The 14,180-nt window shown below is 64.2% G+C and carries 11 protein-coding genes and 2 tRNA genes; 5 read left to right on the plus strand and 8 right to left on the minus strand.

Annotated features, from left to right (window positions below; all coding sequences use genetic code 11):
• Positions 1-9: 9 nt before the first annotated feature.
• The 3 genes from V8192_RS08050 to V8192_RS08060 form a co-directional block, all read right to left on the minus strand.
• Positions 10-819, minus strand: a complete 810-nt coding sequence (locus tag V8192_RS08050; protein WP_341632562.1) for a 4-(cytidine 5'-diphospho)-2-C-methyl-D-erythritol kinase — start codon at positions 817-819, stop codon at positions 10-12.
• On the minus strand, positions 816-2,354 hold the full coding sequence (locus V8192_RS08055; protein ID WP_341632563.1) for a tetratricopeptide repeat protein: 1,539 nt from the start codon (positions 2,352-2,354) through the stop codon (positions 816-818). The genes V8192_RS08050 and V8192_RS08055 overlap by 4 nt, the downstream gene beginning before the upstream one ends.
• Positions 2,355-2,466: 112 nt before the next feature.
• On the minus strand, positions 2,467-4,116 hold the full coding sequence (locus tag V8192_RS08060; RefSeq protein ID WP_341632564.1) for an electron transfer flavoprotein-ubiquinone oxidoreductase: 1,650 nt from the start codon (positions 4,114-4,116) through the stop codon (positions 2,467-2,469).
• 109 nt (positions 4,117-4,225) lie between these two features.
• Here V8192_RS08060 and V8192_RS08065 point away from each other — a divergent pair, with 109 nt between their 5' ends.
• Both V8192_RS08065 and V8192_RS08070 read left to right on the plus strand, forming a co-directional pair.
• Positions 4,226-4,966 (plus strand): uracil-DNA glycosylase, encoded by a 741-nt coding sequence (locus V8192_RS08065; RefSeq protein ID WP_341632565.1) that lies wholly within the window; start codon positions 4,226-4,228, stop codon positions 4,964-4,966.
• Positions 4,963-6,768, plus strand: a complete 1,806-nt coding sequence (locus V8192_RS08070; protein ID WP_341632566.1) for a lytic transglycosylase domain-containing protein — start codon at positions 4,963-4,965, stop codon at positions 6,766-6,768. The genes V8192_RS08065 and V8192_RS08070 overlap by 4 nt, the downstream gene beginning before the upstream one ends.
• Positions 6,769-6,840: 72 nt before the next feature.
• Here V8192_RS08070 and V8192_RS08075 read toward each other — a convergent pair whose 3' ends face one another.
• Positions 6,841-7,713 carry an outer membrane protein gene (locus V8192_RS08075; protein WP_341632567.1) on the minus strand — a complete coding sequence of 291 codons (873 nt, stop codon included), beginning with the start codon at positions 7,711-7,713 and terminating at the stop codon, positions 6,841-6,843.
• Positions 7,714-7,904: 191 nt separating this feature from the next.
• Between V8192_RS08075 and V8192_RS08080 the strand changes: the two genes are divergently transcribed.
• The 3 genes from V8192_RS08080 to V8192_RS08090 all read left to right on the plus strand — a co-directional run bounded on the left by V8192_RS08080 (position 7,905) and on the right by V8192_RS08090 (position 10,763).
• Positions 7,905-8,975, plus strand: coding sequence for a PA0069 family radical SAM protein (locus V8192_RS08080; RefSeq protein ID WP_341632568.1), 1,071 nt, complete (start codon positions 7,905-7,907; stop codon positions 8,973-8,975).
• Positions 8,976-9,045: 70 nt separating this feature from the next.
• Complete coding sequence (locus tag V8192_RS08085) at positions 9,046-10,452, plus strand: M20/M25/M40 family metallo-hydrolase (RefSeq protein ID WP_341632569.1); 1,407 nt, start codon at positions 9,046-9,048, stop codon at positions 10,450-10,452.
• Between the two features lie 26 nt (positions 10,453-10,478).
• Positions 10,479-10,763, plus strand: a complete 285-nt coding sequence (locus V8192_RS08090; protein ID WP_341632570.1) for a hypothetical protein — start codon at positions 10,479-10,481, stop codon at positions 10,761-10,763.
• Positions 10,764-10,821: 58 nt separating this feature from the next.
• Here the strand turns inward: V8192_RS08090 and V8192_RS08095 are convergent.
• The 4 genes from V8192_RS08095 to V8192_RS08110 all read right to left on the minus strand — a co-directional run bounded on the left by V8192_RS08095 (position 10,822) and on the right by V8192_RS08110 (position 14,133).
• Positions 10,822-10,898 (minus strand) — tRNA-Pro (locus V8192_RS08095).
• A gap of 99 nt (positions 10,899-10,997) precedes the next feature.
• A tRNA-Ile gene (locus V8192_RS08100) sits at positions 10,998-11,072 on the minus strand.
• 54 nt (positions 11,073-11,126) lie between these two features.
• Complete coding sequence (locus V8192_RS08105) at positions 11,127-12,704, minus strand: sensor histidine kinase (RefSeq protein ID WP_341632571.1); 1,578 nt, start codon at positions 12,702-12,704, stop codon at positions 11,127-11,129.
• Between the two features lie 169 nt (positions 12,705-12,873).
• Entirely contained in the window at positions 12,874-14,133 is a 1,260-nt protein-coding gene (locus tag V8192_RS08110; RefSeq protein WP_341632572.1) for a tetratricopeptide repeat protein, read from the minus strand.
• Between the last annotated feature and the right edge of the window lie 47 nt (positions 14,134-14,180).

The following is a 14,180-nucleotide window of genomic DNA, read 5'->3' on the forward strand; positions in this document are numbered from 1 at the left end:
TTGGCGGCCCTAGCGCAGGTATGTCGGAAGGCGCCACCATTGGCTGGGAGCCTGTTCGACCGCCCGGTCTCGGGCCTCTTCGTTCTCGAACAGTGCAAAACAGGTCGCCCCCGAGCCTGACATGCGCACGAAAGTCGCTCCCGGCCTTGCCGAGAGCCAGGAAAGCACCGAAGCGATCGGCGGTGCGAGATCGATGGCCGGCTGCTCGAGATCGTTCCGCCCGTGGCGCCAGTCCCCGAGTGGACCCCGGTCCTTCCAATCCCATAGCTCAAAGACCTTCGCTGTCGACAGCGGCACGCCTGGGTTCACGAGGAGAACCGGCGTATTCGAAAGGCCGCCGGGATCTATGGGGGTCAGCCGATCGCCGGCGCCCTCGCCGCGCATGGGCAGACTGAGCAGACACGCCGGCACGTCGCTTCCGAGGCGGGGAGCGAGGGCCAGGGCATGGGCCGGATCGATCTGCCATAACGAAGTCAGGAGCCGCAGGGCGGCGGCGGCATCGGCAGAACCGCCGCCGATGCCCGAGGCGACCGGAAGGTTTTTTTCAAGAACAAGCGCCGCGCCCTTTGTAACCCCAGCCGAAGCTGCAAGCGCAAGCGCGGCTTTCATGACGAGATTGTCCTCGTGGCGAAGGGCCTCGGCGAACGGGCCGGTGACGTCGAGTGAAATCTCGCTGGCCGCGCGGGCCTCCAGACGGTCCCCGTCCGTACAGAAGGCGAAGATCGTCTCGATTGCGTGCCTGCCGTCGGCAAGCCCGCCGCGAACGTGCAGCGCAAGATTGATCTTGGCCGGCGCGATCTCGCGCGCGCCGGCGCTCAAGGCGCCGCGTTTGCGGTGGTGAGACCGCTGACGAGCTTTGCCTTGACCCGGTTCGCAATGTCGTCCTCGGCGGTCACGAGCGCGGCATTCCATGCGAAACGCGCTTCATAGCGCCGTCCCGACTCGTACAGGGCGTCGCCCAGATGTTCCTGGATCTCGGCCTGGTCCGGGTCCTTCTCGGCTGCGCGCTGAAGCGTCTCTATCGCTTGGTCGACCTTGCCCCGCTTGAACTCGGCCCAGCCGAGCGAATCCGTGATGGAGGCGTCGTCCGGCGCAAGCTCGCTTGCCTTGCGGATCATCGCCTCGGCCGAATCCATATTCTCGCCGCGCTCAAGCTCCCCATAGCCCATGAAGTTGAGCAGAAGCGGCTGTTCCGGGGCAATTGCCAGCGCCTGCTGCAGGGTCTGTCTCGCCTCGGGCCATCGGTTTGCGTCTTCGAGCGCGTTTGCGCGAAGCAGCATCAGCGTCCACAGCTCGCTTCGCTGGCCCTGCGCCTGGGCAAGCGCAATTGCCCGGCCATAAGCGTCTGCTGCAGCAGCAGGCCGCTTCATTGCCTGGAGAACATCGCCCAGGCGCGAATAATCGGTCGGTTCAGCGTCGCGGGCGGCAGCCGCGGCTGCTGCGATCCCATAAGCCTCATCGAACTTCTTGTTCCCGGTCAGAACGCGCGTCTGAACGTCGCGGACCTGCCCGATCAGGGGCTCGCTTGCAGGCACACGCGCAAGGAGTGCCAATGCCTCGCGGTCGCGGCCCTGCCGTGAGAGAAGGAGTGCAAGGAGCGCCGTCGTGCCGTTGTTTTGCGGGTCGACGTAGCGAGCAATCTGCACGAGGCCGATCGGCGGCGCTGCCCGCGGCATCCGCATGAGATCCGCCGCAAGCGCGTTGATCACCTCGGCATAGGCTTTGGGAAGGCTGTCGACGGCAAGACCGCTCGTTTTCCCGGCCATGATCCGCTGACGAGCCGCTGCCTCGCCTTCCCCCATGCCCTCGATGATCATGAGGGCACGCTGGCGGTCCCCGGCGCCAAGGAATGCATCTGCAAAGGCCAGTCTCAGGCGCTGCTCCCGGCCGCCCGCATGGCCAATTACCTGGCGTGCAAGCGGTTCGGCTTCGGCACTGCGGCGCGCTTTCAGGAGGAGGAAGGCCCGTTCCTCCGATGCCATCGGCGCCAGCAGGCTGTTGCGCGGCAGCTCGTCGATCGTCGAAATCGCCTGGTCGACATTGCCGCGATCGGCCGCCGACCAGGCGGTGACGAGCGGTGAAAGGAAAGTGAGATCGCCGTTTTCGCCGCTTGGAGTTAGCCACGGCAGCGAGCGCTCGGGGTGCCCGCGCCGGATTTCCGAACCAGCCAATAAAAGACGGGCATCGCCTGGGAGCTTTGAAGCCGGCATGCTTCGGGCAAGCGCCAGAGCAAGGTCCATCTGGCCCGCACCGATCGCCTCGCTCAGCGCCTTCCGGGCTATGTCGACCTGATCCGGCTGCGCCTCGGCGAGGGCAGCAAGAAGCTGCGCGGCCCGCGTATGCTCGCCGCTCATCGCCGCCGCCCGTGCCTCGACATAGGTCCTGGCCGTATCGGAGGCGCTGAGGCGCGCGGCTCCGTGAGCGGGAACGAGGGCCGCTGCCGCCGCCGCGGCGCCCCCAAGCCACTTACATGTTCGGATAATTGGGGCCTCCGCCGCCTTCAGGAGTGACCCAGTTGATGTTCTGGGTCGGGTCCTTGATGTCGCACGTCTTGCAGTGAACGCAGTTCTGCGCGTTGATCTGAAGCCTGGGTTCGCCATTCCCGCCATCGACGAATTCGTACACTCCTGCCGGGCAATAGCGCTGTTCGGGGCCCGCATAGACCGGCAGGTTGATGGCCGTTGGTATGTCCGCGTCCTTGAGCGTCAGATGAACCGGCTGGTCTTCCTCGTGGTTTGTGTTCGAAATGAATACTGAGGAGAGGCGATCGAAGCTGAGAACCCCATCGGGTTTGGGATAGTCGATTTGGCGGACGGCTTCCTTGCGCTTCAGGCGCGTGTGGTCGGGTTTGTGGCGCAGCGTCCAGGGAACGCCGATCCGAAGGTAGTTCAGCCACATGTCGAGACCGGCATAGAGCGTTCCCAAGAGCCCGCCCCAGTGCGCAACGGCGGGCTGGGCGTTGCGCACCATCTTGAGATCGCGCTCGATCCGGCTCGACCGCACCGCTGCAGGATAGGTCTCGAGAATGTCGCCGGAGCGCTCGTTCGCTAGGGCATCGAAGGCAGCATCCGCCGCGAGCATGCCCGACTTCATCGCGTTGTGCGTGCCCTTGATCCTGGGCACGTTCACGAAGCCTGCCGAACAGCCGATCAAGGCGCCTCCTGGAAACGCCAGCTTGGGAATTGCCTGGTATCCCCCCTCGTTGATCACCCGGGCGCCGTAGGACACCCGCCGTCCTCCTTCGATCTCGGAACGCACCGCGGGGTGCGACTTCCACCGCTGCATCTCCTCGAAGGGCGAAATGTAGGGGTTCGAATAGTCCAGCGAGACAATGAACCCGAGGGCAACCTGGTTATTCTCCTGATGGTAGATGAATCCTCCACCCCATGCATCGTCGAGCGGCCAGCCTTGGGTGTGGATCACTCGTCCAGGCTTGTGTTTCTCGGCAGGAACATCCCACAACTCCTTGATGCCAAGTCCAAAAACCTGCGGTCCACTCTCATCCCGCAGGCCGAAGATGTCAGTCAGTCGCTTGGTGAGGTGGCCCCGCGCCCCTTCAGCGAGCAGCGTGTACCGCGCGTGGAGCTCCATTCCGGGCTGGTAATCGGGCCGGCGCGAGCCGTCGCGGGCGATGCCCATGTCACCGGTTGCGACGCCCTTCAGCGAGCCGTCGTCGTTGAACAGCAATTCGGCGGCGGGGAACCCCGGAAAGATCTCGACGCCCAGTTCCTCGGCCTGGCCGGCAAGCCAGCGACACAGGTTACCAAGGCTCAAGGTATAGTTCCCGGCATTGCGCATGAAGGGCGGCATCAGCACTTCGGGGATCGAGAACTTCCCGTTCTTGCCCAGCACCCAGTGATGGTTCTCGCTGACCGGCACCCCGATTGGGGCGCCCCGTTCCTTCCAGTCCGGGATGAGCTCGTTGAGTGACACGGGATCGATCACCGCTCCCGACAAAATGTGGGCACCGACCTCGCTTCCTTTCTCGAGGATGCAGACGCCAAGCTCGCGCCCTGCATCCCGGGCGAGCTGTTTCAGGCGGATGGCGGCGGCAAGTCCGGCGGGACCGGCTCCGACGATGACCACGTCATACGCCATGGATTCGCGTTCGCTCATGCGCTTCCCTTTACCCCCCGCTGGCGCGCGGTGCCCGGCATCTGCATCTCGTCGCGCTGTCCACACATTTCGACTCGTCTGCCCTGCCAATTCCTTGACCATGGCGTCAATGGCGCGCGAGGTACGCGCCGTGGGCGGGGAACTAGAATCTATCGGGATCGCCGAGGCACGAAGCGCATTGGCCTGGTGGCTCGCTGCAGGCGTCGACGTTGCGATCCAGGAAGATCCGCGAGACTGGCTGAAGCCGCCGGTTGCGCGGGCGCCCGCTGCACCCACCGAGCCGGCCCCGGCTCCGAACATTGCTCCCCCGTCACACGACACTCTCGTGGACCTGCAGGCGTGGCTGGCAAGCAGCTCGCAGCTTCCGCTCGCGTCGGCAACCGCGCGCCGGATCATGCCCCATGGGCCCGAGAATGCCGCGGTCATGCTGCTGAGCGAGGCGCCGACGCTCGAGGATTTCGCCGCCGGCCAGCCGATCGGTGGCGAATCCTGGGATCTTGCAATGAAAATGCTGGCGGCGATCAAGATCCCGACCGAAGAGGCCTACAGCGCGTCGCTGTCCTGCTTCCACGTGCCGGGTGCCAGAATGACCGCAGCCGACCGCGCGGCCTGCGCGGAGATCGCCCGGCGACACATTCGCCTCGCGCGGCCGCAGCGCCTGCTGCTGTTCGGCGAGGGACCAGCGCAAGCGCTTCTGGGAAAGCCGCTCACCCAGGCCCGTGGCCACGTCCATAGAATCGAAGGCGTGCGGACCATTGCCACCTTTCACCCCCGTCACCTGATTAATCAACCCTCAAACAAGTCGTTGGCATGGAAGGACTTGTTGCTGCTGATGGAGGATGATTCTTGAAGTCCGGACTGCTCGCGTTTGGGGTGCTGATCTGGGCTGCGCCGGTGTTTGCGCAGCAAGCTCCCGATCCGCTTTCGCCCCTGCCCACGGCACCGGGGCCGCAGCAGGCACCCGCGCCCGCCGGGCGGCAGAACCAGGTGACGACACCGCTCCAGTCCGAGCCGCCAATCATCATCACCCAGGCAGCGCCCGCGAAAACGGTCGTCGTACCCAAGGATTGGCGCGGCGTGTTCGACGCGATCGATGCGGGCCAGTGGGCGTCGGCTCAGGCCGGCATCGCCGTCCTTCCAAGGAGCATCCTGACGCCAGTCGCCAAGGCCGAGCTTTATACGGCCAAGGGATCGCCCGTGGTTGACCTTGCTTCTCTCCAGGCATTGATCGCCGAGGCACCCGAACTCCCGCAGGCCGAGCAGCTCGCCGCGATGGCGGTGAAGCGTGGGGCGCTCATCGCTCCGTCGGTCATTCCGGAAAAAGCCACCTACGGCATCGGTTCGGCGCCGATCCGCTACAAGGCCCACCCGGTCACTGGCGAGCCCTATGCCGACCAGCTCCGAGCCGCCCTCGACCCGCTCATCAAGACGAACGATGCTGCAGGCGCCGAGGCCCAGCTCCTGACCTACGCCCCGCAGATCTCGACGGAGGCAAGGGCCGAAGCGGGCCAGCGCGTCGCCTTTGCTTATTACGTCAATGGCCTCGACATGGACGCGCGCCGCGTAGCCGATACCTGGCGCCAGGGCGCGTCGGGGGAATGGGCGAGCCAGGCGGCCTGGATTTCGGGCCTCGCCTCGTGGCGCCTCGCCGACTGGAATGCGGCTTCGGCAGCCTTCAAGGACGTGGCACGGCTTGCGCAACAGCGCGAACTGAAGGCCGGCGGCTATTATTGGGCTGCGCGCGCCGAACAGGCTGCCGGACGCCCGGCAGCCGTCGAACCTCTGCTGAGAGCCGCGGTGGTGGCGCCCGAATCTACCGAAAGCTTCTATGGGCTTCTTGCTCGCGAGACCCTTGGCGTCTCGACCACGCTTGCCGGAGATCCGTTCATCGGCTTCGACCCGCCGGTAGACGCGCTTCCCAACGTCCAGCGGGCAAAGGAGCTCGCAAGCATCGGCGAACCCGCGCTTGCCGAGGAGATGCTCCGCCACCAGGCGAAGATCGGCCTCCCGACCGAGCACCACGCGTTGATCCAGCTTGCAAAGCAGCTCGACCTTCCCGCAGCCCAGCTATGGCTCGCGAACCACGGTCAGTGGGGCGCCCGTTCGGATTCGGCGGATCGCTATCCCAATCCTCGCTGGAGGCCCGTCAACGGCTGGCGAGTGGATCCTGCACTGGCTTTTGGCCACATCGTGCAGGAGTCCGCTTTTCGCCGCACGGCAGTGAGTGCAGCCGGCGCGGTTGGACTGATGCAGGTGTTGCCCATTACGGCGCAGCAGGAGGCAAGCAGCCGGGGCCTTGCCTATACGCGCTCGAGCCTTACGGATCCGCGGTACAACCTCGAGTTCGGGCAGAGCTTCATCGAACGCATGCGGGGCGATTCCTCGACTGGCGGCCAGCTTCCCCGAATCATCGCCTCCTATAATGCAGGCCCGCTGCCAGTAGCTCGCTGGGCAGCGATCAACGACAGGGGCGATCCACTGCTCTGGATCGAGTCCCTGCCCTATTGGGAAACACGCTATTACGTACCTGCAGTGCTTCGGAACATGTGGGTCTACCAGGGCCTCAACAACGAGCAGACTGCAACGCTGACCGACATGGCCCAGCATCGCTGGCCGAGCTTTCCGACAAGCATGACGGCGATGAACCACTAAAAAAAAAGGCCTCCCGGCGAGGGATCCGGGAGGCCAGTTGCTCTCTTGTGAGAGTTGTTGGTCGTTGAATTCCTAGCCGCGCTCGCCGCGCTGCGCCGGCGGTGGCGGCGGGGGAGGCGGAGGCGGTGCCGGGCAGGTCGCCGTTGCTTCGATCACCGATCCATCCGGACATGTCTGCGTCGCAGGCGCCGGCGGCGGCGGCGGCGGTGGGGCCGGAGCTGCCGCGGGGATGGGAGCGACGGCCTCGCGCGAATTGAAGTGATAGACCAAGCTCGCAAGAACGTTGTTCGAGGTGAGATGGCCACGAGCGTTCGTCGTGAAGTTGGTATTGTTCACAGTGAACGCGTCGGCGAAGTTGAGCTTGCCGGTACGGAAATACTCATACTTGACGCCGGCATCGAGGTTCGGCGTCACGGCCATCCGCAGACCGGCTATGCCCTGGTATGCCCAGGCATTGTCCTTGTCGCCCGAGAAGCGCGTCCATGCTCGCCCGGCGCCGGCGCCGATATAGCCGCCGAAGCCTCCCCCGAAGTCTCCGTCGACGAGCGCATTGCCCATCAGCTTGGTTATTCCAACGTGACCGCCGACGCCGAGGTTGGCGGCGGTGATCGTCGTTCCGGCCGCGGCGCCGACGTCGGTCAGTAGCGTGCTTGAAACGCCCAGACTTTTGACCTTGGCGTTCTGATAGCCGCCTTCCGCCTCGAGCCTCAGCAGGCCGAGCTGGTAACCGGCGATGAGGTCGACATCGTAGCCCATCCGGTTCTTGACACGGTAGCCATCCGCGTAGGTGGTGCTCGTCGTGCCGTTCGTGACCGTCACGTCATATTTGTTGGTCTGAGGAAGGGTGACCCCTCCCTCGATCCCGACGTAGGGGCCGCTCGGCGCCGCCCAGGCGGGCGCCGCGAGAACGGTCCCGGCTACCGCCAGAAATACAGATTTGCGCATTTTTTCGATTTCCCTTTTGGCTTCAATGAGCCCCTGTTGCGCGCGGGACTGGGCGTCCGAAGCTGGCTCCCAGATGAATCGATCATTACGAATGAGCATCACCGCTCGGTTCGTCCCCGGGACAAGCGCGGTTCGTCGTTTTTCATCCTGCGTTCTTGTTATGTTCCGTTTCGGCGCCTAGAATCGCGCTCATGCCGGTCGAGTCGAACCACGGGCGCGGGGCAACCCGCAACGCCACGCCCACGCGCTTCAACCTCAAGGAACGGGTGGTCGAGGGCGAATGGCTGGACCAGGTCGAAGCGCTCGACGGAGTCCAGAAGCGCCGCACCACCGTGACGATCGAGCATCCAAAATCGATTTTGACGAGGAACAGCTCACCGGACATCGGCTTTGACCGCTCCGTCAACGCCTTTCGCGGCTGCGAGCACGGCTGCATCTATTGTTTTGCTCGGCCGACCCACGCCTATCATGATCTCTCACCTGGCGTGGATTTCGAATCGCGATTGTTCGTGAAGCCCAATGCCGCCCAGCTGCTTCACGCCGCGCTGTCCCGCCCGGGCTATGAATGCCGTCCGATTGCGATGGGCACCAACACCGATCCCTACCAACCGATCGAGGAGCGATGGCGGATCACCCGGTCCCTTGTCGAATTGCTCGTCGAGACGCGCCATCCCTTCACCATCACCACCAAGTCGGACCGCGTACTTCGCGACATCGAGCTCCTGAAGGAAGCCGCTGACCTGAAGCTCGCGTCCGTCGCGCTGTCGGTGACCTCGCTTGATCCAGGGGTAGCGCGGACGCTTGAGCCAAGAGCACCGCAGCCCAAGAAGCGCATGGCCGCGATCAAGGCCCTGAACGAGGCCGGAGTACCGTGCTACGTCGCGATTGCTCCCGTCATTCCGCAGATCACTGACCATGAGCTGGAGCATATCGTCGAGGCCTCGGTCGAAGCCGGTGCTCCTGGCGGCTTCTATCTTCCCGTACGACTTCCGCATGAGGTTGCGCCGCTGTTTCGCGCGTGGCTCGACGAGCATTATCCCGATCGCGCCGCAAAGGTGATGGCGACCATCCGTTCGCTTCGTGGAGGCCGCGACAACGATCCGGGTTTCTTCAGCAGGATGCGCGGACAGGGACCGTGGGCCGAGCTGCTCCGGACCAGGTTCGAGATCGCGTCGAAAAAATATGGCCTACGCCAGGCCAAGTTCCCCCTGCGGACCGATCTCTTCCGGCCACCCGAGGGCGACCAGATGCGCCTGATTTGATCGACCAACATTCAATTTTTATCGATGCGAGGCGGTGACTCAGCGCTCGGCGCTGCTACGCCTAACAACCATGACAAGAACGATCCTCGCCTTACTCCTCCTCGCCTCGGCCACGCCCGCGCTCGCCCAGCAGTCGGTCACAAGCCTGCCGCCGCCCGTCCTTGTTGATCCCAAGATCGCAGCGCTTCGGGACAATGCCCTCGACAATGACCATTACGCCTGGGACATCACGGAAGGACTGACCACGGAAGTCGGCCAGCGCCTTGCCGCGACGGAGGCCGAGACCCGCGCACGCGACTGGGCCCTTAGAAGGCTGAAGGCGATGGGCTTTGCCAATGTTCACGTCGAGCCGTTCACGATGCCGATATGGACCCGCGGCGCCGAGGCCGCCGAGATCGTCTCGCCCTTTCCGCAGAAACTCGCGGTCGCTGCGCTGGGCTATAGCGGTTCGACCGGTCCTTCCGGCGTAACCGGGGAGGTCGTCTATTTTGACAGTGTCGATGCGTTGCGGGCAGCCCCGGACAGCGCCGTCAAAGGCAAGATCGTCTTCATCGACCATCACATGATGCCGGCGCAAGACGGGTCCGGTTATGGGCAGTTCGGCGCTCCACGACGCCAGGGACCAACCATTGCTTCCCGGAAGGGCGCGCTTGCCATCGTGATCCGGTCCATCGGGACCGACCATCACCGCAACCCTCATACCGGCGTCCAGTACTTCACCGACGGCGCAGCCCCCATCCCTGCTGGCGCGCTTGCGGTTCCCGATGCCGAACAGCTCGTCCGGATCTTGAAGCGCGGACAACCGGTGACCATGCATCTCACCCTCGTCAGCCAGCGGAGCGAGAACGGCCGTTCGGGGAATGTCATCGCCGAAGTACCCGGACGCGATCCTCACGCGCCGATCCTCCTGGTTGGCGGGCATCTAGACAGCTGGGATCTCGGCACCGGGGCAATAGACGATGCGTCAGGCGTTGCCATCGTCACTGCAGCAGCAAAGCACATCATGGACGCTGGCCGGCCGCTGCGCACCATTCGGATAGTCTGGTTTGGCGCCGAGGAGCCGGGCGGCCTTGGCGGGAAGGCGCTTGCAGAGGGACATGCACAGGATCGCTATGCCATCGCCGGCGAGAGCGACTTCGGTGCCGATCGGATATGGCGTTTCAGCTCGAAGCTGATGAAGACCGACCCTGCCGCCTATTCCCAGCTCGCGGCAGCGCTCGCGCCGCTCGGTATCACCAGGAATGACAGCGGCGATGCCGACGGAACCGACGTCGAGCCGACGATCGCCGCTGGAGCGCCGTGGATTTCGCTGAACCAGGACGGCGCTCGCTATTTCGACTGGCATCACACGCCCGACGATACGCTCGACAAGATCGATCCCGCACAGCTTCGCCAGAACGTCGCCGCCTGGACTGCAGCACTGGCGATACTTTCCGGCGGAATTGAATCGGGACCGAAACAGCCAAAGCGGCGTTGATCCTCGCAAAACTAGGGAGGACCGACATGCGCTTCATACTTGTTATTCCGCTCGTGCTGCTCGCCGCGTGCAACGTCAGCAAGGACGGCAATTCCGTTACCGTTCAATATGACCAGAATACCGCGCAGAACACCGCGGCCGCTCTTGGCAACACAGCTCAGAACATCGCGGCAGACATCGGCAACGATGTCCAGAAAACGGGCGACAAGATCGAAAACAAGGTCGGCAACACCGATGTCAGCGTGAAGGTTGGCAAGGAAGAGCACACCGAGACCAAGACGACCACGACATCGGAGAACAAGTCGAAGTAGCAGTCTCCTCCTTACGAGGGGACGGCACAATCGAGCATCGGGCTCGACGCTGAAACGATGGTCGGGGAGACAGGATTCGAACCTGCGACCCTCTGCTCCCAAAGCAGATGCGCTACCAGACTGCGCCACTCCCCGACGATCCGCCGTTAGGGCCGATTGTCGCTCTCGCCAATCCCCTCGATCGCGAGCGTATGACCGCCGTGAGCGGGGTGCTGGGGACATCCCGCGAAACACTGGTGGGCCCGGCAGGATTCGAACCTACAACCTAGCCGTTATGAGCGGCCGGCTCTACCGTTGAGCTACAGGCCCCACCGGTGGGACCGCGAGATAGACAAGCCTTGGCGCAACGCCAAGGCGCAAAGCTCAGCCTCGCGCAAACACCAGCGCAAAGCCGTCGCGGCTGCTGACAAGGTCGCCGCCGGCGATGCGCGCGAGACCGCGCGCGAGACGGAGCGCAAATTCGGCCTGCATCGAGTCTCCCCGGCCCGCCTCGAACAGGTCCGCATCGGAAAGGCCGCGCATTGCGGCCGGCCTCCCGATGGAAATGCGAGCACTGTCTCCAGTCCCTTCGACGAGGACCGGCAAGCGCTCGCCCGGCTCCGCTCGCTCTACCAGCGCTCCGAACAACCGAAACAGCAGGCGGTCAGCTAGTTCTGGCTGAACGCGCGCTGGGACTTCCACTCGCGGCAAGCTGAGCTCGATTTCGATGGCACGTCTCGAGGCAACGCTGCGCAGTTCGCGCGCCTCTCGCTGGACAAGGCCCGCGAGGTCAATCCGCTCGCGAGCAGTACCGCTCGCCGAATGGACCTTGGCCGCGAAATCAAGGTCATCGATTGCAGTGAGCAGCATGCGCGCCTGGCGGACGATTTCGGCAGCCCTGTCGCGATAACCCCGATCGGCAGGGCCCAGATATTGACCCTCGATGATTTCGGCAAAGCCGATGATAGCGTTGAGAGGCGTTTTGATTTCGTGCACCAGCTCGCGCAGCGAATCCGGGTCGGCGAGAACATCGGGCATGCTTTCACGTGCCGGGGCGACCGGCACGACTTCGGGTTCTTCCCTCAGTGCAACCCCTCGATAACCTGCAAAGCGTCCGTCCGCGGACTCAAAGGCAGGAACACCACTGATCTTCCATTCGCCGGCGACCGGGCCACTTCCTGCAACGGTGAGCGAGGCATCGCGAAAGGGTGCGCGTAGAGCAAAGGCGCGCACGACATCCCCATCGACACGGTCGCCCTCGCCTTCGACGACCTTGGCTATCGAGCGGCCGATCAACGGCCCCCGCGGGGCTCCTTCGACCCAGGCAATTTCTCCGCCCGGCCCACATTCCCATCGGAACAAGGCGGGCGAATCTTCCGGCATGGCTGCCGTCTGCGCCGGATATCGAACAGCCTGAGCCGATCGAAGGCGCCGGCGTTGCTCGATCCGCTCGACAACTTCGTGGAGCGATGGCGGCGCATAAGCCGGGACGTCGGACACGGGTTCCGGGGCGGGTGCGGGCAGATGTGCATCGGGCGGCGCAGGTACCGGCTTTGTAGCTTCCTCGACCGGCTCCATGGGGATCTCGGGATGGAGTGTCGCAATGAAACGCCGGGTTTCCGCGTCCGCGCTCTCGTTGAGAACCTGCCACTGGTGGGCATCCAGCGTTGCCGCAGCAAGCACCGGCGCCGAGACGGTAAGGTTGTCGGACGCAAAATATTCAAGGAGCCCGAGAGGAAGAGGGAGCGCAGCCACGGCACGTGCCGCGGCCGCCCGGAGCCGTTCTTCGACTCTTGGTCCCTCGCTCCGGATGGCTTCGAGAGCCTCGGCCACGATGGGACTTGCTCCGCTTGCTCCGGCCCTCGCAACGAGGTCGACGAGCTGGCGCCACCTTACGGCCGCGTCGTGACGATCCTCCGCCGGCTGATTGAGGACAGTCATGAGACGATCGTCGAAGCGCACTGCTGGCTGTTTTCCTTAGAACGCACCCTCGTGTCGCTCTATGCGAGCGTTTACAATGCGCTAAGGAGCTATTGCTTAACTGTCCCGTAACCGGACAGCGTCCGAATGACCAAAAAAAGGGGGCGCCGGGTAAGCCGACGCCCCAGAATTTTGCCTAAGTCCAAAGACCCTAGGCGCGCTGGTTTACGTAGGTGAGCCAATATTTGGCGATTTGCGCATGCGATCCCGTCACCAAGTTGAGAGCTGCAGTCGCGCCGGCCTTGTCCCCACTTCGGGCGAGCGCCTCGCCGAGCCGCAGATTGGCAACGTCCTTGTCCGCGCCGTGCTGGACCGCCTCGCGGTAAAGCTCGGCTGCCTTCGCATAATTCCCGGCGCCATAATAACGGTCGCCTACGCGCAGGAACGCGTTGGGCTCGCGGGCGGCCTTTTCCGCGGCCGCGAGGTCCGCTGCCGTCGGCGTCGGCTTCGCTTTCAGTGCTCCCTGGATTTCCTGCACGATGGGATCGCTGGCCTTGATCTTTCCAGACGCAATTCCCTCCGCGATCAGCGACTTCGCCTCGCCATAGTTTGCCTGGTCTGCGGCCTGGTAGGCGTAAGCGTGATAGTCAGCGGTTCCCTGAAGCGCATCAGTCACCCGCGCGAGCCGCAAGAGGTCGAACTCGGTAGCAGCGTCGGGGTGATTGAGATTGCGATAGATGGCGATCGCGTCATGCCAGCTGTTGGCGTTCGGATAAGCGGTCACCCACTGCCGCGCAAGGTCGACCGCCGACGGCGACTGGCTTTCGTAAGCAACCGCGACCGCGCGCTTGATGAGCGGTTCGTCCGGCTTCTGGCCCGCTGCCACGCGCGACTGGATCGCCTTCTGGAACTGCGCGGCGGCCTGGGCCTTCTGGCCTTCCGCGAAATAGGCTTCACCCAGAAGAGTGCCGGCCTGCGGGTCGTTCGGATTGAGCGCCACGGCCTTCTGGAATGCGGTCGCGGCCTGCGGGTACTGCTTGGCGTTGTAGAGCTCGGAGCCGAGGCTGGTGTAGAGCTTGGCGTTCGTCGCCGCATCGCCATAGCCTGAGTTCGCGATGGCATCGATCGCAGTGCCCATCGCCGCCATGTCGTTCGCGCCGACAGCCGCTTTGAGCTGCATCTGCCCGATCAGATACCGGTCTTCCTTAGTGCTGGCGACCGCCTGAGCCGCTGCGACCTTTGCAGGAACGTTGGCATAGTCCTTGTTGTTGACGGCAGTCTGAAGGTCGACGAGCGCCTTCAGCGCCTTGCCGGACGGCTTGATCTGCGGCTGAGCAGTCTGCGCAGGCGCCTGTTGCTGCTGAGCATTTGCACCACTTTGGGGCTGGGCAGCAGCGCCATATTGTGCAGCGGCAGGTACAGCGATGATGCCGGCGACGAGCGCAATCGCCGGAGTTGTGATGAGCTTCATGGGATTACCCTCTCTCCTTGCGGCCGAGCGCGCCGTCCGCCAATGAC

This window comes from Sphingomonas agri (assembly GCF_038148795.1).
Lineage (GTDB): Bacteria > Pseudomonadota > Alphaproteobacteria > Sphingomonadales > Sphingomonadaceae > Sphingomicrobium > Sphingomicrobium agri.

What these genes read in the sequence shown, in the direction of transcription:
- V8192_RS08110 (WP_341632572.1), bottom strand. Translation starts at nt 14,133, where the DNA reads ATGAAGCTCATCACAACTCCGGCGATTGCGCTCGTCGCCGGCATCATC.
- V8192_RS08080 (WP_341632568.1), top strand. Translation starts at nt 7,905, where the DNA reads ATGCCGGTCGAGTCGAACCACGGGCGCGGGGCAACCCGCAACGCCACG.
- V8192_RS08055 (WP_341632563.1), bottom strand. Translation starts at nt 2,354, where the DNA reads ATGAGCGGCGAGCATACGCGGGCCGCGCAGCTTCTTGCTGCCCTCGCC.
- V8192_RS08090 (WP_341632570.1), top strand. Translation starts at nt 10,479, where the DNA reads ATGCGCTTCATACTTGTTATTCCGCTCGTGCTGCTCGCCGCGTGCAAC.
- V8192_RS08075 (WP_341632567.1), bottom strand. Translation starts at nt 7,713, where the DNA reads ATGCGCAAATCTGTATTTCTGGCGGTAGCCGGGACCGTTCTCGCGGCG.
- V8192_RS08065 (WP_341632565.1), top strand. Translation starts at nt 4,226, where the DNA reads ATGGCGCGCGAGGTACGCGCCGTGGGCGGGGAACTAGAATCTATCGGG.
- V8192_RS08060 (WP_341632564.1), bottom strand. Translation starts at nt 4,116, where the DNA reads ATGAGCGAACGCGAATCCATGGCGTATGACGTGGTCATCGTCGGAGCC.
- V8192_RS08085 (WP_341632569.1), top strand. Translation starts at nt 9,046, where the DNA reads ATGACAAGAACGATCCTCGCCTTACTCCTCCTCGCCTCGGCCACGCCC.